The sequence below is a fragment of the Microbulbifer pacificus genome (assembly GCF_002959965.1).
GTDB lineage: Bacteria > Pseudomonadota > Gammaproteobacteria > Pseudomonadales > Cellvibrionaceae > Microbulbifer > Microbulbifer pacificus_A.
Map to the genome: position 1 here is coordinate 440516 of NZ_PREV01000026.1, position 19389 is coordinate 459904.

At 59.8% G+C, this 19389-nt stretch carries 16 protein-coding genes and 1 other RNA gene; 1 reads left to right on the plus strand and 16 read right to left on the minus strand.

What is annotated here, in order from left to right:
- Positions 1-404: 404 nt before the first annotated feature.
- The 14 genes from ftsZ to mraZ all read right to left on the minus strand — a co-directional run bounded on the left by ftsZ (position 405) and on the right by mraZ (position 16740).
- Entirely contained in the window at positions 405-1616 is a 1212-nt protein-coding gene (ftsZ, locus tag C3938_RS02380) for a cell division protein FtsZ (RefSeq protein ID WP_105101660.1), read from the minus strand.
- A 76-nt stretch (positions 1617-1692) separates the two neighbouring features.
- Positions 1693-2934, minus strand: a complete 1242-nt coding sequence (ftsA, locus tag C3938_RS02385; RefSeq protein WP_105101661.1) for a cell division protein FtsA — start codon at positions 2932-2934, stop codon at positions 1693-1695.
- A gap of 73 nt (positions 2935-3007) precedes the next feature.
- Entirely contained in the window at positions 3008-3856 is an 849-nt protein-coding gene (locus C3938_RS02390; RefSeq protein WP_233998610.1) for a cell division protein FtsQ/DivIB, read from the minus strand.
- 53 nt (positions 3857-3909) lie between these two features.
- The gene (gene murC / locus C3938_RS02395; protein WP_105103179.1) at positions 3910-5367 is read right to left on the minus strand and encodes a UDP-N-acetylmuramate--L-alanine ligase; all 1458 of its coding nucleotides are present in this window, start codon (positions 5365-5367) and stop codon (positions 3910-3912) included.
- Between the two features lie 43 nt (positions 5368-5410).
- The gene (gene murG, locus C3938_RS02400; RefSeq protein WP_105101663.1) at positions 5411-6508 is read right to left on the minus strand and encodes an undecaprenyldiphospho-muramoylpentapeptide beta-N-acetylglucosaminyltransferase; all 1098 of its coding nucleotides are present in this window, start codon (positions 6506-6508) and stop codon (positions 5411-5413) included.
- Positions 6508-7749: a putative lipid II flippase FtsW gene (ftsW, locus tag C3938_RS02405; RefSeq protein WP_105101664.1), complete on the minus strand. Its 1242-nt coding sequence runs from the start codon at positions 7747-7749 to the stop codon at positions 6508-6510. Before ftsW ends, murG begins: the two co-directional genes overlap by 1 nt.
- Positions 7742-9136 (minus strand): UDP-N-acetylmuramoyl-L-alanine--D-glutamate ligase, encoded by a 1395-nt coding sequence (murD, locus tag C3938_RS02410; protein WP_105101665.1) that lies wholly within the window; start codon positions 9134-9136, stop codon positions 7742-7744. The genes ftsW and murD overlap by 8 nt, the downstream gene beginning before the upstream one ends.
- 31 nt (positions 9137-9167) lie before the next feature.
- Entirely contained in the window at positions 9168-10253 is a 1086-nt protein-coding gene (gene mraY / locus C3938_RS02415; protein WP_105101666.1) for a phospho-N-acetylmuramoyl-pentapeptide-transferase, read from the minus strand.
- 11 nt (positions 10254-10264) lie between these two features.
- Entirely contained in the window at positions 10265-11635 is a 1371-nt protein-coding gene (locus tag C3938_RS02420) for a UDP-N-acetylmuramoyl-tripeptide--D-alanyl-D-alanine ligase (RefSeq protein ID WP_105101667.1), read from the minus strand.
- Complete coding sequence (locus C3938_RS02425; protein WP_233998611.1) at positions 11632-13164, minus strand: UDP-N-acetylmuramoyl-L-alanyl-D-glutamate--2,6-diaminopimelate ligase; 1533 nt, start codon at positions 13162-13164, stop codon at positions 11632-11634. The genes C3938_RS02420 and C3938_RS02425 overlap by 4 nt, the downstream gene beginning before the upstream one ends.
- A complete protein-coding gene (locus tag C3938_RS02430) occupies positions 13161-14921 on the minus strand; it encodes a peptidoglycan D,D-transpeptidase FtsI family protein (protein WP_105101668.1) in 1761 nt (586 codons plus the stop codon). Before C3938_RS02430 ends, C3938_RS02425 begins: the two co-directional genes overlap by 4 nt.
- A gap of 117 nt (positions 14922-15038) precedes the next feature.
- Positions 15039-15314, minus strand: coding sequence for a cell division protein FtsL (ftsL, locus tag C3938_RS02435; RefSeq protein WP_105101669.1), 276 nt, complete (start codon positions 15312-15314; stop codon positions 15039-15041).
- Positions 15315-15319: 5 nt separating this feature from the next.
- A complete protein-coding gene (gene rsmH / locus C3938_RS02440; RefSeq protein WP_105101670.1) occupies positions 15320-16246 on the minus strand; it encodes a 16S rRNA (cytosine(1402)-N(4))-methyltransferase RsmH in 927 nt (308 codons plus the stop codon).
- A gap of 53 nt (positions 16247-16299) precedes the next feature.
- Positions 16300-16740, minus strand: coding sequence for a division/cell wall cluster transcriptional repressor MraZ (mraZ, locus tag C3938_RS02445; protein WP_105101671.1), 441 nt, complete (start codon positions 16738-16740; stop codon positions 16300-16302).
- 551 nt (positions 16741-17291) lie between these two features.
- Here mraZ and C3938_RS02450 point away from each other — a divergent pair.
- Positions 17292-17969: a phosphoadenosine phosphosulfate reductase family protein gene (locus tag C3938_RS02450; protein WP_199775472.1), complete on the plus strand. Its 678-nt coding sequence runs from the start codon at positions 17292-17294 to the stop codon at positions 17967-17969.
- Positions 17970-18074: 105 nt separating this feature from the next.
- Here C3938_RS02450 and rnpB read toward each other — a convergent pair.
- Together rnpB and rsmI are read right to left on the minus strand one after the other, a co-directional pair.
- Positions 18075-18465: RNase P RNA component class A (gene rnpB, locus C3938_RS02455), an RNA gene on the minus strand.
- Between the two features lie 55 nt (positions 18466-18520).
- Positions 18521-19363 carry a 16S rRNA (cytidine(1402)-2'-O)-methyltransferase gene (rsmI, locus tag C3938_RS02460; RefSeq protein WP_105101672.1) on the minus strand — a complete coding sequence of 281 codons (843 nt, stop codon included), beginning with the start codon at positions 19361-19363 and terminating at the stop codon, positions 18521-18523.
- Positions 19364-19389: the final 26 nt, after the last annotated feature.

Consider the following 19389-nt stretch of genomic DNA (forward strand, 5'->3'; position numbering starts at 1 on the left):
AAACATACGCCAAAACCACAGATACCGCTTCGGTCATATCCGTTGTTCAGGCCAGGCCGATCATTAGGCTAGATGGGCCTCTGACTTAGTAAGCATAGTCCAGTGCGAGGACTGCAACGCCAAACCAGCTCACCGAATCGCCACATATTGTACGCCCTTGACGGCACAGTAGCGGTTAACAAGTGTTAATACCCGCCGTAAAACCTTTCAGTCACCGAATATTTTCTACAACGTCCCTGAATTACCCCTGAATAACTGGCGTCCCTGCCACCACAACTTCTTCCTGACCCAGCGGTACCAATCTCCGGGGCGATGGGTACCGCACCCGAAAAGGGGGGCGGAGGCCCGGCCTCTCGGCCGGGCGAAGACATGAGCAGATGTTCCGCCCCAACTCCTCGGGGGGATCAGTCCGCCTGACGGCGCAGGAACGCGGGAATATCGAGATATTCCATATCCTGATCCGGGTTGAGCGGCGGCATGGAGCGCGGCTTGCGCTCACTGTCCATACGATTGGCGCGCAGTTCCTGCTGAGAATCGCGAACCGGTTCTGCACTGGTCACCGGACGTACGCTCTCGCGGGGCTCGGGGCGGCGCACGCTGGTGTTATCCACTACTTTGGTGGGACGTGCCACCTGCGCGGTCAGCTCGCCGAGACCGGCGGCCACCACGGTGACGCGCATTTCGTCACCCAGCTTATCGTCCACCGCGGTACCGATCACTACGGTCGCATCGTCGGAGGCAATCTCCTGCACAATCTGACCGACTTCAGAATATTCGCCCAGGGTCAGCTCCTGGCAGCCGCCCTCTTCGCTACCGGTGATAATGTTAACCAGGATACCGCGAGCGCCCTGCAGATTGACGTTATCCAGCAGCGGACTGCGCACGGCTTTCTCCGCCGCTTCGCGCGCACGGTTTTCACCCACCGCAGCACCGGAGCCCATCATCGCCATCCCCATTTCGGACATCACGGTACGCACGTCGGCAAAGTCCACGTTCATGATACCCGGGCGGATCATCAGATCGGCAATCCCCTGCACCGCACCCAGCAGCACGTTGTCCGCTTCCTTGTACGCAGCTTTCATCGTGATCTTGTTGCCGAGTACTTCCAGCAGGCGATCATTGGGGATGGTGATCAGGGAGTCCACCTTGTCACGCAGCTCGAGGATGCCCTCTTCCGCCACGGTCGCGCGCTTGCGGCCTTCGATCATGAACGGACGGGTAACCACCGCAACGGTGAGGATGCCCAGGTCCTTGGCGATCTCCGCCACGATCGGCGCACCACCGGTTCCGGTACCACCGCCCATGCCGGCGGTAATGAAGACCATATCCGCACCGGTCAGCACTTCGGCAATACGCTCGCGATCTTCCAGTGCGGACTGCCGACCCACATCCGGGTTGGCACCGGCGCCCAGACCACGGGTGATGGTGTTGCCCAACTGCAGAATGGTGTGTGCCTGCACATCTTTCAGCGCCTGCGCATCGGTGTTGGCGCAGATGAAATCTACACCGTCGACATCGCACGCAATCATGTGCTTGACGGCATTACCACCACCGCCACCGACACCAATCACCTTGATGACAGGCTTGTCCTGTACGCTATCTACGAGTTCGAACATCGCTGTTCCCCTTTTTTGCTCATGTCCAAATTTAATTATCGATCCCGGTAATTATTTTCTGTCCGCCGGCACTGCCTTAAAGATTGCCCCGGAACCAGTGCTTCACCTTGTCCCACCACTGGTTTTCGGTATTGCGCTGCACACTGCGCGGACGGCTGCGCTTGCTCTCTTCCGACTTCAGCGCGTACATCAGTAAGCCGACGCCGGTGGAGTAAATCGGATTGCTGACGATATCCGTCAGGCCGGCGATACCCTGAGGTACCGCGAGACGCACCGGCATATGGAAAATCTCCTCTGCCAGCTCCACCGCGCCTTCCATTTTCGAAGACCCACCAGTGAGCACGATGCCCGCCGCGCACAAGTCTTCAAAGCCACTGCGGCGCAGTTCCGCCTGCACCAGCGTAAACAGTTCGTCGTAGCGCGGCTCCACAACTTCCGCCAGAGCCTGACGAGAGAGATCGCGCGGTGCGCGGTCACCGACGCTCGGCACCTTGATGGTTTCCCCTTCCCGCGCGAGCTTTGCCAGCGCGCAGGCGTACTTGATTTTCAACTCTTCCGCGTGCGGCGTCGGTGTGCGCAGAGCCATGGCGATGTCGTTGGTGACCTGATCCCCGGCAATGGGAATAACCCCGGTGTGACGGATGGAACCGCCGGTAAACACCGCGATATCCGTGGTACCACCACCGATATCCACCATGCACACACCCAGTTCCTTCTCGTCATCGGTCAGTACCGCGTAACTGGAAGCCAGCTGCTCGAGGATGATGTCTTCCACCTCCAGGCCGCAGCGGCGAATGCATTTCTCGATATTCTGGGCCGCGTTCACCGCACCGCTCACCAGGTGCACCTTAGCCTCCAGGCGAACCCCTGACATACCCAGTGGCTCTTTCACGCCTTCCTGGCTGTCGATCAGGTATTCCTGTGGCAGGGTGTGCAGGATTTTCTGATCCGCGGGAATGGCTACCGCACGCGCGGCATCAATCACACGATCCAGATCCTGCTGAGTCACCTCGCGATCCTTGATCGCCACAATGCCGTGGCTGTTCAAACTGCGGATATGGCTGCCGGCAATGCCCGCGTAGACCGAGTGAATTTCACAGCCCGCCATCAGCTCCGCTTCTTCGACCGCGCGCTGGATGGATTGCACCGTGGACTCGATATTCACCACCACGCCCCGTTTCATACCGGTAGAGCGGTGAGAGCCAATGCCGACGATATTCAGTTCGCCGTTACCGGTAACCTCACCGACAATCGCCACGACCTTGGATGTACCGATATCCAGACCGACGACCATGCGTGGTTCCGTTGAGTGTGTCATTGAATTTTCAACCTCGCTGGGCAGTCACTCCGATCCACATGTGGCATGTCGGATCAGGGGAAAGCCCACCTTTTTATCTGCCTGTTTTGTTGTCAGTTTTCTGTGTTGTCTTTTCTTTCCATTGCACCGCAACTGCGTTGTTATAGCGGGTATCGACCCCGGCAACTTTCTGCAGATGCGGTGCCAGTACACCGCGGGTCAGACGCAGGAAGCGGCCCACCCGCTCCAGTAACTCGTCGTGCCCCAGTTGTAAACGGATACCGCTTACCAGTTCCAGCTGCCAGCCCGATAGATCGTCGAACGACAGACGGCGCACTTCCATATCCTTGGTGGTCAAAAGCCCGGCCAGTGCCTGGTACTGGGCCATGATGCGATCCACCAGTTCCGCGTCACCGGCGAGTTCCGGCAATCGCAGGTCCTTCAGGTTTTCCGGTCGCGGCAGTAGCTCACCACTCGCGATCAACAGCCGGTCACCACCCCAAATGGCGAGAGGCTCGGCTTCCTCCACGATAACCTCGACACCATTCGGCCAGCGGCGACTGACCGCCGCCTTCACGATCCACGGATTGTGCAATAGCGCAGCCCGCATACCGTCGATATCCAGGGAGAAGAATCCGTGCCGCAGATACGGCAGCAGAATGTCTTCCACTTCCTGCTCGGTCACCGCACGAAACGGCGCCTTTACCCGCACATTCTCCAGCGCATCCACTCGGCTCAGTTCCGCGGTGGGAACCTTTTGCCAGAGCCAGCGTGCGCTATAGCCAATTCCCGCGGCAACCGCCAGCAAAAACACACCCAGCAATACCACCCGCAGTGGCTTTAACGGAGGCTCTGCATTCGGGTCCGGCAGTGCGCGGGCGCCGCGCAGTGCGGGTTTTCCCTTGGGCTGTTTCTGCCGTTGCGACGGCGCTTCTCTGTCCACAATTCTGTTTCGAGTATTTTTTTCTTCGCTTGTTGCGCTATTGTTCGATGGCGTTACTGCGCGGGGCCGGTCCTGTCACCCAGCTTCCATTCCGCCAGCTGTTGTGCGAGTCCACCCACATTACCGGCACCCTGGGTCAGCACGATGTCACCTGGCTCCAACAGATCCGCGAGCAGCGGCGGGACATCCTCCACTTTCTCCACAAAAATCGGGTCGATCTGGCCGCGGTTTCGAATACTGCGCGCCAGTGTGCGGCCGTCCGCGCCGGGGATTACCGCTTCGCCCGCGCTATATACATCCAGCAACACCAGTTTGTCGACCTGAGAAAGAACTTGTACAAAATCCTCGAACAGGTCGCGGGTACGGGTGTACCGGTGCGGCTGATACACCATCACCAGTCGGCGTTCAGGCCAGCCGTCGCGCACGGTTTTGATCGTGGCCGCCACTTCCCGCGGGTGGTGGCCGTAGTCGTCCACCAGCATGACTTTCTCCGCGGCTGCATCGTCGCTGACCGGGTACTCCCCGTAAATCTGGAAGCGGCGACCAACGCCCTGAAATCCTTTCAGCCCTTCGCATATGGCCGCGTCGCTGATGCCCTCTTCACTCGCTACGGCAATAGCCGCAGTGGCATTCAGCACATTGTGAATACCGGGCACATTAACGCAGACGTCCAGTGTGCCGCCGTCTGGACGGTGCACCGTGAAGAAACTGCGCAATGGCTGTTGTCGCACACCACTGATGCGAAAATCATTGCTCTCATCGAAACCATAGGTCGTCACCGGGCGCGCCAGCTTCGGAATCACCGATTGCACATTGGCGTCATCTCCGCACACCACCGCGAGGCCGTAAAACGGCAGGTTGTGGATAAAGTCGATAAAAATCTGCTTTACCTTTGCGAAATCGCCACCATAAGTTTCCATGTGATCCGCGTCGATATTGGTCACGACCGTGACCATCGGCTGCAGATGCAGGAACGATGCATCGCTCTCGTCCGCCTCCGCAATCAGATAGCGGCCCTCACCGAGCGCGGCATTGGCGCCGGCACTGTTTACCAGCCCGCCGATGACAAACGTCGGGTCCTTGCCATCGGCGGCAAAAATAGACGCAATCAGACTGGTGGTCGTGGTCTTGCCGTGGGTACCCGCCACCGCAATGCCATAGCGGTAGCGCATCAGCTCACCCAGCATTTCCGCACGACGCACTATTGGTACACGCTTCTCCCGTGCCGCGGTCAGTTCCGGGTTATCCCCATAGATTGCGGAGGAGTTCACCACCACATCCACATCGCGAATATTTTCCGAGGTATGGCCGATCTGTACTTTGACACCGAGGCTACGCAGGCGCTCGGTAACCTTGCTCTCACGCAGATCCGAACCGGAAACTTCATACCCCTGATTCTGCAGCACCTCGGCAATACCGCTCATGCCCGCGCCGCCCACACCGATAAAGTGAATCCGGCGGATACGGCGCATGGCCGGTACCTGGTAATTGCTTTCGCCGCTGTCACTCATCATTTTTCCAACACTGGTTTGATTCTTAATTTCGCGAGACATTTCAACACCCCATCTGTTCGCGACACACCGCCAACACGCGGTCGGTGGCATCCGGTTTGGCGACGCCGCGCGCGGCCTCCGCCATGGCCAATAATGTATCTGGTGCAGCAAACAATTCTTCCAGTATCACCGCCAGTTCACCCGCGTCCAACGCGTCCTGCTGGATCACTTTTGCTGCGCCCGCCCTTTCCAGCCACTCGCCATTTTTGGTCTGGTGGTCGTCGATGGCGAACGGGAACGGGACCATGATGGCTCCTACGCCCGCCGCGGCAATCTCCGAGACCGTCAGCGCACCGGAACGACAGATCACCAGGTCCGCGTGACCATAAGCGGCAGCCATATCCGCTATAAACGGCACTACCTCCGCCTCCACACCCGCGCGCGCGTAGGCCTCTTTCGCCACATCGAGATGGCGCTGCCCGGCCTGATGGACCACCTGCGGCCGCTTGGAAGCATCCATTTTTGCGAGCGCCTGCGGCACCAGCTCATTGATGGCCACCGCCCCCAGGCTGCCACCCAACACCAGCAAACGCGGTGGCTGCTGCTTGCCAACACGCTCCGCCGGCGCGGGCAGCGCGGCGATTTCCGCACGCACCGGGTTGCCCACCTGTTGCGCCGACGGTAATCCACTCGGAAATGCCTCAAGTACACGGTTGGCAATTTTCGCCAGCAGGCGATTGGTAGTACCCGCTACCGCATTCTGCTCGTGGATAATCAACGGTACACCGCTGAGTCGCGCTGCCACGCCTCCGGGCCCCGTGGCAAAACCGCCAAATCCCAGCACCGCATCCGGTTTTATCTTCTTCACCACGCCTCGGGCCTGCCAGATAGCGCGCGTGATCTGCAACGGCGCCTTCAGCAGGGTCGCCGTTCCCTTGCCGCGCACACCTTCCACAGTAATGAAATGCAGTGGAAGGTCCGCCGCCGGAATCAGTTGGGATTCGATGCCGCGCATGGTACCGAGCCACTCGACCTCGCCACCCTGCGCCTGCAGCGCCTTCGCCACCGCCAGTGCGGGGAATACGTGACCTCCGGTACCACCGGCCATCACCAGAAACTTCTTGCCCGCGAAGGGCTGAGCGTCTGCGGACTGCTCCATCACGCGGCCTCCCCGGTCTGTCTTTCGTCCTTCCTGTCGCCCAGTTGCAACGGATTGAAAATCGGCAACTGGCGAATTTTGCCCAGGCGGTCTTCGCCCCCCTCGGCGTCACTATTCAATTCCCTCTGCGCACGCCAGGCGAGTGCAAACAGCGCAAAGCACACCACCAGGCTGGAGCCACCGGAACTGACAAACGGCAGGGTCAATCCCTTGGTGGGCAGCAGGCCCGAAGCCACACCCATATTCACAAACGCCTGCCCGGCCAGCAGCACCGCGATGCCAAACAACAGCAGCGCGGAAAAAAATGCCTGCTTCGCCAGCGCCTTGCGCACAAGCCGCAGCAGGGACCATGTAAGCGCCGCAAAAAGGCCGATCACCACCAAGCCTCCGAACATGCCCCACTCTTCCGCCAGAATCGCAAATACGAAATCCGTATGCGCCTCGGGCAGGTAAAACAGTTTCTGTACACTGTTGCCGAGTCCGACCCCGAACCACTCGCCGCGCCCGAACGCGATCAGCGACTGGGTCAGCTGGTAACCACCGGAGAACTGCTCACCCCAGGGGTCGAGAAATGTCGTGAGACGCTGTAATCGGTAGGGACTGATCAGCGCCATCATCACCAGTCCGCAGGCGGCGAGCCCCACCAGTAAAAACGTGTGCGGCAGGCGCGCGCCGGCGAGAAACACCATTGCCAGTGCGGTGCCTGAAATCACCACTACGGAACCAAAATCCGGCTCCAGCAACAGCAACAGCGCCACAATGCCCAATACCGAGATGGGAATCATGAAGCTGCTCCAGTGCCGCAACTTTTCGTTGCGGCGAGTCAGAAAACTGGCAAAAAACACCAGGCAGCAGAATTTCGCGATCTCCGCCGGCTGCACCGTAATCGGCCCCAGTGCAATCCAGCGCATACTGCCATTGACCGAACGTCCCACACCGGGAATCAGCACCGCCAACAGCATCCCCAGGGCAAAAAACAACAGGGTCCACGACAGGTTCGACCAGGTCGCCAGTGAAATACGACTCACCAGCAGTGCTCCGAACGCACCCGCAGCCAGAAACACCAGATGACGCTTCAGGAAATACCAGGGGTCGTTATATACATCTGCGGCAAATGCAATGGACGCGGACGCCACCATCACTACACCGATACTTGCCAGCGCCAGCACACAAAACGGCAACACCCAGGCATATTCATCTATCGGTTCATTCGCTGCCGACTTCAGCTGCGCTTTACTCATGCACACCTCCACGGCCGGAGGATTGCACCAAGGCGTCGACAGCACTGCGGAAAACTTCGCCGCGATTTTCAAAGTTGCGGAACATGTCAAAACTGGCACATGCGGGCGACAGCAACACGTAATCGCCGTCGCGGGCCAATGCTTTGGCCTTGGCAGTCGCGTCGTCCATGTCATCCGCCGCCTGCTGCGCCACCAGCCCCTCAAACACCGCCGCGATTTTCGGACCGTCGACACCGATGGTAACCAGTCCGCGCAGCGCACCGGCGGCTTCCGCCAGCGGTGAAAAATCCGCGCCTTTGCCGTCGCCACCGGCGATCAGCACGATCTTGCGCTTATCGTCGGCAAGGCCATCCAGTGCAGCTCGGGTGGCCCCCACGTTGGTGCCCTTGGAATCATTCACAAAGGTAACGCCGTCCAAGTCCGCCACTCGTTCGCAGCGGTGCGCAAGACCGGCAAAACTGCGCAGCACCTGCAACATCGGCGCCATGGGCAGGCCAACCGCGCTGCCAAGTGCCAGCGCTGCCAGTGCATTAGCCACATTGTGACTGCCCACCATCGCCATCTCACTGGCCGGCATCAGCGTTTTCTGGCCCTTGGCCAGCCACGGTTGGCCGCCTTCGCTGATCACACCAAACTGTTTCAGGTCGGGGCGATCCAGGCCGAAACTCCACTCAATACTGTCGCGATTCAGCGGACCACGAGTAAGCGGATCCGCCCGGTTGATCACCAGCTGGCGCGTGTGGCGATACACCCGCTGCTTGGCACGGTGATAAGCCGCGAGGTCCGGGTAGCGATCCATATGGTCTGCGCTGACATTCAGAATCGTCGCTACTTCGGCTGCCAACGAATAGGTGGTTTCCAACTGGAAGCTGGAAAGCTCGAGCACAAACAGTTCCGGCAATGCGGCACCTGACGTAAGGAAGTCCAGCACCGGCACGCCGATATTACCGCCCACCTTGACGCTGACACCGGCGGCTTCCGCCATCAGTCCCATCAACGTGGTCACGGTGCTCTTGCCATTGGAGCCGGTAATCGCAATCACTTTCGGCGTGGGCTCGACCTTCGCCAACTCACGCGCAAACAGTTCTATATCACCCACCACAGGAATACCGGCGGCTACTGCCGCGGCAATCGCAGGTTCGTCCACACCTATGCCGGGACTGACGACAATCTCACTTGCAGCCAGCAAGGTTTCCGGATTCAGAGGACCACACACCACCGGCACATCCGGGAATTCCCCGCGGAAGGCTTCCAGTGCCGGCGGCGCATCGCGGCTGTCCACCACAACCGGCGAGAAACCCCGGGCAAGCAGAAAGCGCACCACCGATTGCCCGGTAGCCCCCAGTCCGATCACCACTTTTTTCTCTGAGGTTGCGATGAGATTCATTCAGTCTTTTCTGTTCTACGGTCTATTTTTTTCAGCGAAGTTTCAGGGTCGCGAGCCCCGCCAGTACCAGTACCACAGTAATGATCCAAAAACGCACGATCACCCTCGGTTCGGGCCAGCCTTTCAATTCAAAATGGTGGTGCAGCGGCGCCATACGGAAAATGCGCTTGCCGGTCAGTTTGAATGACGCCACCTGCAGGATCACGGAGACGGTTTCCATCACAAACACACCGCCCATAATGAAAAGTACAATTTCGTGGCGGGTGATCACGGCGATGATGCCGAGTGCCGCACCCAGTGCCAGAGCACCCACATCCCCCATAAATACCTGCGCGGGATAAGTGTTGAACCAAAGGAACCCGAGCCCCGCACCACCCAGCGCTGCGCAGAACACCGCCAACTCGCCCGCCCCGGAAATGGACGGAATGTGCAGGTAGGTGGCAAATTCAACGTGACCCACGAGATAGGCGATTACGCCGAGAGCGCCGCCAACCATTACTGACGGCATGATCGCAAGACCATCCAGGCCATCGGTGAGGTTGACTGCGTTACTGGAGCCCACCACCACGAAGTAAGTCAGCAGGATGAATGCCACCGGTCCCAGATTGATCGCCACGTCCTTGAAAAACGGCACGAACAACTGGGTTTCCGCGGGAGACGTCGCACTCATGTAGAGATAAATCGCAGCGCCCAGACCGGCCACCGACTGCCAGAAATATTTCCAGCGCGCGATCAGCCCGCGAGAGTTTTTCTCCACGACCTTTTTGTAGTCGTCCACAAAGCCCACTGCGCCGAACACGAATGTCACCAGCAGAGTCACCCACACCAAACGGTTGCTCAGATCGGACCACAGTAGCGACGAAGAAAAAATCGCCGCGAGAATCAGTGTGCCACCCATGGTGGGTGTACCGGATTTGCTCAGGTGCGATTGCGGACCGTCGTCGCGTACGGCCTGCCCCACCTGCAGGCGGTTCAGCCAGGTGATCATGCGCGGGCCCACCAGCAGGGAAATACCCAGCGCCGTCAACGCACTCAGAATGGCGCGTACGGTGAGGTACTCAAAGACCGCAAAGCCTTTTACATATTGTTGGAGAAGTTCAGCCAGCCAGAGCAGCATTGTTTTACCTTTTATTGATTCCCGTTGGTGAGTGCCTGCACTACCAGTTCCATGCGCGCACTGCGGGAACCTTTCACCAGCACAGTGGTGTTGCCATCCAGCTCCGGCACCAACGCCTGAATCAGGGCGTCGCGCTCGGAAAAATTCCTTTGCACATGTTGCCGCCCGGCGGCAAATTCGATGCTCGCCGCGGCGCTCAGGGTGCCGAGAGTAAACAGCTGGTCAATACCGCGCTCACGCGCGAGCACGCCCATATCGCGGTGCGCCCTGTCCGCTTCCGGCCCCAGTTCTGCCATATCGCCCAGAACCAGAACTTTCTTGCCATCGCGCTGCGCCAGCAGTTCGATCGCGGCACTGACGGATCCCGGATTGGCGTTATAACTGTCGTCGATCACCGCCGCGCCGCTTTTGCCAGTAAGCGCCTGCATGCGACCACCGACACCGGCGAGGGCACTGAGCCCCGATGCAATTTCCACAACCGGCAGGCCGGCCGCATAGGCGCAACCGGCGGCGACCAACGCGTTGTGTACGTTGTGCTCACCCAGTAGCTGCAGACGCACCGGATGGGTCACGCCTTCAACCACCAGATCGAAGGACGCACACCCCAGTGCATCCAGATTAATGTTGTCCGCATGTACCGCACACTGGTGCCCCAACCCCACTTCCAGGGTGCGCACACCTTCCGGCATTTCACCGCGCCAGTAATCCGCGTAGTTGTCGTCCGTGTTCAATACTGCCGTGGCACCAGGTGCGAGACTGGTATAAATCTGGCCCTTGGCGGTGGCGATGCCATCCACGGAACCGAATCCTTCCACATGCGCCGGCATTACATTGTTGACCGCAGTGATTTCCGGCTTTGCGATACCGCACAGATATCCGATTTCATTCGGTCCACTCGCCCCCATTTCCACGATCAGCACCTGATGCTCAGGCGCCAGGGAAAACAGGGTCATGGGCACACCGAAGTGATTGTTCAGGTTGCCTCGGGTCACGCACACCTGATAGTGCTGACCGAAGATCGACGCCAGCATTTCCTTCACGGTGGTCTTGCCACAGGAACCGGTAATACCGATCACCGGACCGTCGAACTGTTCGCGGCACAGGAGCCCGATCTGCCCGAGCGCCATGGTGGTATCGGATACCAGCCACTGCGGCAGAGATGAACCCTCAATGGGCTTTTCCGTTACCAATCCCAGAACCTTGCCGTCGATATCCGCAAGGAAATCGTGCGCGTCGAACGTCTCGCCCCGCAGTGCCACAAACAGCGCACCCGCATCCAGCTTGCGGGTATCGGTACACACCGCATCAAACGATACAGAGCCGTTGATCAGCTCGCCGCCGAAACGCTGTTGCAACTGTTGCAGAGAGATCGGGGCAATCATTGGCGACTGGCCTCCAACTCTCCTGTGGCACGCTGGGCCAGTGCGGCAGCGGCCTGCTCGCGGTCACAGAAATGCAGTTTCTCGCCTGCGATCAGCTGGTAGTCCTCGTGGCCCTTGCCGGCAATCAGCACCGTGTCACCGGCGGCGGCCTGATTGATCGCGTGACGAATGGCCGCCGCGCGATCTACATTGGCCACGCAGTGCGTACCGCCGTCGATGCCCTCGAGGATGCCATCGATGATCGACTGCGGGTCTTCGCTGCGCGGGTTATCACTGGTGACGACAACGTAATCCGCCAGCTCCGCGGCAATACGCCCCATCGGCGCACGCTTGCCGGTATCGCGATCTCCGCCACAGCCGAATACGCACCACAGTTTGCCTCGGCAATAGGGACGGGCAGCCTCAAGTGCCGCACGCAGAGCGTCTGGCGTGTGCGCATAATCCACCAGTACATTGATGTCATCGGCGGTACTTTCACCGGAGACTCGCTCCATGCGACCGGGCACCGGCAGGATGTCCGGGAAGGCCGCAAGAATATCCGCCAACGGCATGCCCGCCGCCGCCGCCGCGGAAACCACGGCCAGTGCGTTGTGGATGTTGAAATCACCGATCAATGGTGCGCGCAGTTCACCCTCGCCCCACGGCGTGATCAGCTGTACGGAAAAGCCGCTGTCGAGACGCTTCAGATTGCGCACCTGCACATCGCCCGCCTGCAGGCCGTAGGTAATCACTTTCAGGCCGCGCAACTTGCAGCGCTCCACCATCTGCGCACCGAAGGGATCGTCAATATTGATCACGCCGCGCTTCAGCTTCGGCAACCCGAACAGTTTTTCCTTGGCGGCGCCATAGGCGGCCATGTTGCCGTGATAGTCCAGGTGGTCGCGGGTGAGATTGGTGAACACCGCGGTGTCAAACACCAGTCCGTGCACCCGCCCTTGAGACAGGGAGTGAGAGGAAACCTCCATGGCGGCGGCGCGCGCGCCGTCGGCGTAGAATGCAGCGTAATCCGCCTGTAAACGCACCGGGTCCGGGGTGGTCAACCCGGTCTCTTCCAGACTGATCGCACCCTCTTTCCACACACCATTACCAATGGTGCCCATCACTGCGGCGCGGCCGAAATGACGTGCCAACAATTGGGAAGTGAGGAAGGCACAGGTGGACTTGCCGTTGGTACCGGTCACCCCCACCAGATACATATTTTCGGTTGGGTGGCCATAAAAACGCGCGGCGATCTCCCCCACCCGTGCAGCGAGTCCGGGCACGGTAACGACTTGAATACCGTTGCGCTCTTCGGCCCCGAGGGTTTCGCCGTCGGCCAGTACCGCGGCGGCCCCTTTTTCTATGGCGGCATCGATATACTGGCGACCGTCCACTACGGTGCCGCGCAGCGCCATAAAGACATCGCCGGCTTTCACCTGACGGCTATCCAGGGCCACGCCGGTAACAGGAATATCGGGAATACCCGCATAACCCGGTACCAGTGCGGACAGGGTAGCGCTGCGGTCTTGCATTGGGTTGTGCTGGGTCACGACGTTGTACCTCTCTCGTCGAGCTGGGTTGCCAGCTGTTGCTCAGCGGGCGCAATTTCTTCCGGTGGCACCTGCAACAGGCGCATGGCGCCGGTCATGACTTTTCCAAATACCGGGGCGGCGACTTCCCCCCCGGAATACTTGACCGTACTGGGCTCCTCGATCACGACCACCGCGGCGAGGCGTGGATTGTCGGCCGGTGCAAAGCCTGCAAACACCGAACGGTAGCGGCTGTCGGCATAACCCTCACTGCCCACCTTGTGCACGGTGCCGGTTTTGCCCGCTACACGATACCCCTCCACCGCGGCGCGCTTGCCGGTACCGACGGAGCTGATCACGGTCTCCAGCATGGTCGTCACCTCCCGCGCCAGCTTCGGCTCGACCACACGCTCCGCTTCCACGGCCTTTTTACCCGGTTCCATAATGAGGGAAACCGGGCGCTTGAGCCCGGCGTTGGCAACCACACTGTAGGCCTGGGCCAACTGCACGGCATTCACTGTTAAACCGTAGCCGAAGGCGAAGTTGGCCAGCTCAATGGGGTGCCAGCGTGTCCGGCTGGGAAGTATTCCCGGGGTCTCCCCGGGGAATCCGGTGCCAACCGCCTCTCCGAGCCCCATGCGATAGAAAAGTTCACGCAGGGTTTCCGGCTCGAGATCCATTGCCACCTTGGTGATTCCAACCTGGCTGGACTTGGTGATCACCCGGGTCAGATCGATTTCGCCATAGTTCACTGGGTCCAGCAGGGTTTTTCCCGGCAAGCGGATGTAACCGGGGCTGGTGTTGATCATGGTGTGCGGCTGGTAGCGTCCGCTTTCCAGCGCCGCCAGCGCAGTCAGAGGCTTGACGGTGGAACCCGGCTCAAACTGGTCGATCAGCGCGCGATTGCGCATGGCCGCAGCTTTGACGCCCTGGCGGTTATTGGGGTTAAACGATGGCTGATTCGCCATCGCCAGAACATCGCCACTGTGGGTATCCAGGATCACGATGTAACCGGCGGCGGCTCCATTCTCCGCCACCGCCTTCTTGAGTTCGCGATAGGCGAGGTACTGCAGGCGCATATCGATGGTGAGCTGCAGATCGCGACCCGGACGCGCCTCCTGTTTCACCGCCAGATCCTGTACGGTGCGCCCCTTCAGATCCTTGACCACCTGGCGCTTGCCGGGCTCCCCGGCCAAAGACTGCTCATAGGCGAGCTCAAGCCCTTCCTGGCCGCGATCGTCAATATTAGTAAAGCCCAGCAACTGGGCTGTGACCTCACCGGCGGGGTAAAAGCGACGGTATTCCTTCTTGGCGTACACGCCGGCCAGATCCAGTGCCAGCACCTTGTGTGCCTGCTCCGGCGTCATATGGCGCTGCAGGTACATGAACCCCTTGTTACGGTATTTATCCAGCCGTCTGGCGAAGTCTGCCGCGGGCGTTCCCAGCGCAGCGGCCAGGGCGCGCAATTCCTGCTCGGAGGCTTCTTTCAATAATTGTGGATTGGCCCAGATGGTCTGAACCGGGGTGCTGACCGCCAGCAATTCACCATTGCGATCGACAATGGAACCGCGATAAGCCGCGATTTCTTCGGTGCGGATGGTGCGGGCGCGTCCCTGATCCTGCAGGAAGCGGTAGCCCTTGTCCTGCTCAGGCAATACCTGCAGACCTGCGAGGTGTACCACCAGTGCCACGGCGAGCAGACACAGCATGCCGGCCACCAGCGCAAAGCGCCAGCGGGCAATTCCCGGCTGTGGTTGCTGTTTTCTCACCGCGCTCATGGCAGATCCCTGTCCCTACCCTGTTTCTATTAATACTGTTATGAACTTCCCCTTCGCGGGGGCTGTACCGGATTACTACTCGCCCGTAGCCACAATGCGTTCCAGGCGCACTCTCAATCAGCGGCCAGAGCGCACCAGAACCCGCTCGGCCGGCGTTGGCGCGCGCATGTTTAGCTCCTCTCGCGCCACCTGCTCGATGCGACTGTAGGCAGACCAAGCCCCGCGCTCCAACAACAGCCGCTCCTGCTCGTAACGCAGCTCGTCGCGGTAGCGCTGGGCCTGCTCCAGCTGCGCCGTCAGCGCTCGACTCTGCTGGGTGGTATGCACAACCCCAAGGGCTGACACCATTACCAACCCCCACAGGCACACCAGCAACAATCGGTTTCCTCTCACAGGGCCTACCCCAACCGTTCGGCGATGCGCATTACCGCGCTGCGAGAGCGCACGTTTTCACCAACCTCCTGTGCCTCTGCCTTTACCGCCTTGCCCACAGAGCGCAGGGTGCGGTGAATCTGGCTATCCATCACTGGCAGACCACGGGGCAACTGGGGCCCCTTTTCCTGTTCGCGGATGAACCGCTTCACGATACGGTCCTCCAGCGAGTGAAAGCTGATCACCACCAGACGACCACCGGGTTTCAGCAGCGTCAGCGATTTCTCCAGCGCCCGCTGCAGATCTTCCAACTCGCCGTTTACGTGAATCCGAATCGCCTGGAACACGCGGGTGGCCGGATGCTTGCCCTTTTCCCAGGCCGGGTTGGCCGCCTTGACCACCTCCGCCAGATCCAGGGTGCGTGCAAACGGTTTCTCGGTGCGGCGCCGCACAATGGCCGCGGCCATGCGGCGGGCAAAACGCTCCTCGCCATATTCCTTGAACACCCGCGCCAGCTCAGTCTCGGACTCGCTGTTTACCCAGTCCGCCGCACTGATACCGCGACTGGTATCCATGCGCATATCCAATGGCCCATCCTGCATGAAGCTGAAACCGCGCTCGGGCTGATCCAGCTGCGGTGACGACACCCCCAGATCCAACAGGATTCCCGTAACCTGGCCCGTCTTATCTGCGGCGGCCCGATCCATATCCGCAAACGACCCGTGCCAGATTTCAAAGCGCGACTCGCCCGCAAACCGCTGATGAGCAAATTCGATCGCCTGCGGGTCCTTGTCCACCGCCAGCAGGTGACCGGCGTCACCCAGCTGCTCCAGCACCAGCGCGCTGTGGCCTCCGCGACCAAAAGTCCCGTCGATATAAAAGCCGTCCGGATCCACCACCAGGGCGTCCACAGCCTCGCGCAACAACACACTGCGATGCAGTTCCTGGGACACCCGCGCCCTCCTGTGATTGACGAAAATTCGTTTACGTGCCTGCCAACTGCCACTTACAGGGACAGGGAGGCCATTTCCTCCGGCATCTCGCCGTCGTCCTCATCGTCGATCCAGGACATCCAGCGGTCTTCGCTCCAGAGTTCCAGTTTCTTCCCCTGCCCAACCAGCATCAGCTTCTTCTCAAGCCCTGCGTATTCGCGCAGGGTCGGCGGAAGCAGCACCCGACCGTTGGCGTCCACCTGCAACTCACAGGCATAACCGATCAACAACCGTTGGGCGCGGCGCGCCACCTTGTTGAAACTGGGTAACGCCTCAATCTTTGGCAGAATTTCGCGCCACTGAGGTTCAGGATAGACGAGTAGACAGCGTTCTTCCGTATGCGCTGTCACAACCAGGCGACCACCGCAATCTTCCAGCAGCGAGTCCCTGACCCGCGCCGGAATGGCCAGACGCCCTTTGGCGTCCATGTTGATTGCGTGACTTCCCAGATACATGGATCGGGTTCTTCGTTTGCCCTGGTTGCGTTTTCATTGCGCAAAGTGAAATTCCTGCGCTTTGCCCCAGTGAAACGTGATTAACCACTCACAACCACTTCTGCTCCACTGGGACCCACAATTTTCCACTTTTCTCCACTTCGGACACTATAAATCTGGACAGCATAAAGTCAAGGAAATACACAGCACAGAACGGGAAAAGGCCCAGTAATTTCGCGGGCTGCAGGCGAAGTGTTTACATTTCACGCAGGGTGACAGACGAGCAATTGCGCACGAGAGCAAGCACTTACTCTGGCAAGCTGACAAGTTACTTTAACTTTGCACGGGAGCGCACTGACAGGTAACGGAATGAAAATAATGTGAGCAGACACTTACACTGTTGGCGCAATTCGGCAGATTTTCAGGCGGCACCGCGCCAGGATCGAGAGCGCCTGCCACTCCATGCCCCCTCCATAGAACAGCAGGGCATATAAAAATCAGCTTTTATTATTTTTAACGGCGTTCAACTCACTGTAGCTTTGCACTATCCGACAATCAGCAGGAATCCGGCCATGGGCTTTTCAGCAGGACTGAGCACAAAGACTACCCCCATCCGCACCTTCCACCACGGTGCGGACCTGGACGCGCTCAACCAGCGCTTCAAATCCAGCAAGCCCAGCGAAATCATGGCCTTCACCATCGCCGAGGCAGAGAATCCGGTGGTATTCACCAACTTTCGCCCCCTGGCCGTGGCCTTTTTGCACCTGGTAACCCGTGCCAAGCCGGATATTCCCGTCATTTGGGTGGACCACGGCTACAACACGCCGGAGACCTACCGCCATATTGAGAAGGTCATCAAACTACTGGACCTCAACCTGCATACCTACTCGCCAAAAATGTCAGCGGCCCACTACAACGCGGTCTACGGCGGCATTCCACCCCTGGACACCCCGGAGCACGATTTCTTCTCGCGAACGGTAAAGCTGGAACCCTTCAACCGCGCCATGCAGGAACTGAAGCCGGATGTCTGGCTGAACGGCATTCGCCACGATCAGAATGCCCACCGCAAGGGGCTCGACGTATTTACCAAGGGCAACCACGGCACCATCCGCGTGGCGCCAATGTTCCACCTCAAGGAAATCGATGTGGAAGAGTATGTCTACGAGAACGACCTGCCGGACAATGATGTGTACTTCGATCCCACCAAGGGCGAAGAACACCGCGAATGCGGCCTGCTACTGCAGAAATAGCGGAGTCGGCGCAACAGGGTTCAGGAAACCAGGAAGATACAGGGACTGTACTGCCAGGGAGGGCTTCCTGCCGCGGCGCACACACCGCAGCAGGACACTCAGAACTTGGTGAGTCAACCGATAAGCCGGGTTCTGTCGAGGACAATCATTCATCTGGGATGTGTGTCACCACACACCTCAAGCGACCTACCCGCCCCCAGTGCGGGTCACACCTACTAGCCATAAGCTATCGGGGGCCTATTTGGTCTTGCTCCGAACGGGGTTTACCGTGCCACGAACTGTTGCCAGTCGCGCGGTGCGCTCTTACCGCACCCTTTCACCCTTACCTGTGCCTGCCCGGGCGAAACCCGAACGGCCATCGGCGGTCTGCTCTCTGTTGCACTTTCCGTAGGCTCGCGCCCCCCAGGCGTTACCTGGCGCCCCACCCTATGGAGCCCGGACTTTCCTCCACCACACCACCCGAAAGCGGCGCGACAGCGATTGTCTGGCTGACTCGGCGCGAAGGTTAATGACCACTGACGCCAGATGCAAGCGCTAACCGGTGCGAGCACCTACTTCTGTGTCAGCGACCAGTTGTACAGCAGTTTCTTGCTCACCCCGGTGATCTCCGCTGCCACCGCCGCCGCACGCTTGGGTGGCAGCTCCGCCAACAGCAGTTTCATCACCCGCTCCGACGCCGCATCCAGCTCGGAGATCCTGGCCTCGTCAGCCCCCCGCACCAGCAGCACGATCTCACCACGCTGCTGATTACTGTCGGCGCGCACCCACTCCACCAGTTCCGCCAGCGGCAGCAGGCGAATAGTCTCAAATGCCTTGGTGAGCTCACGGGCAATCACCGCCTCACGGGCATCACCAAAGCGCTGGCGCATGGCTTCCAGGGTATCCAGCACCCGGTGCGGGGCTTCGTAAAACACCATGGTGCGGGTCTCACCCGCCAGCGCCTGCAGCGACTTTTCGCGCGCCAGCGGTTTCGCCGGCAGGAAACCCTCGAAGGTAAAGCGGTCGCTGGGCAGGCCGGCGGCAGACAGAGCCGCGACAAAGGCGCAGGGGCCGGGGATGGGCACCACCGGAAAACCGCGCTCGCGGGCCTCCCTCACCAACCGGTAGCCGGGGTCCGAAATCAGCGGAGTACCGGCGTCCGAGATGAGTGCGACCACCTGCCCCTGCGCCAAACGCTCGAGAATCATGGACGTGCGCTGGTCGTCCGAGTGGTCATGGTAAGCCACCAGTGCAGTTTCGATGGAAAAGTGCGAGAAAAGTCTCTGACTGTGACGGGTGTCCTCCGCGGCCACCAGATCCGCGGATTGTAGAACTTCAACGGCTCGCGGTACCATATCCGCCAAATTGCCAATGGGCGTCGCGACGATATAAAGCACCGCTTTATCCAGCCCCATAGTTCACTCCAGAATAAGTTTTGTGG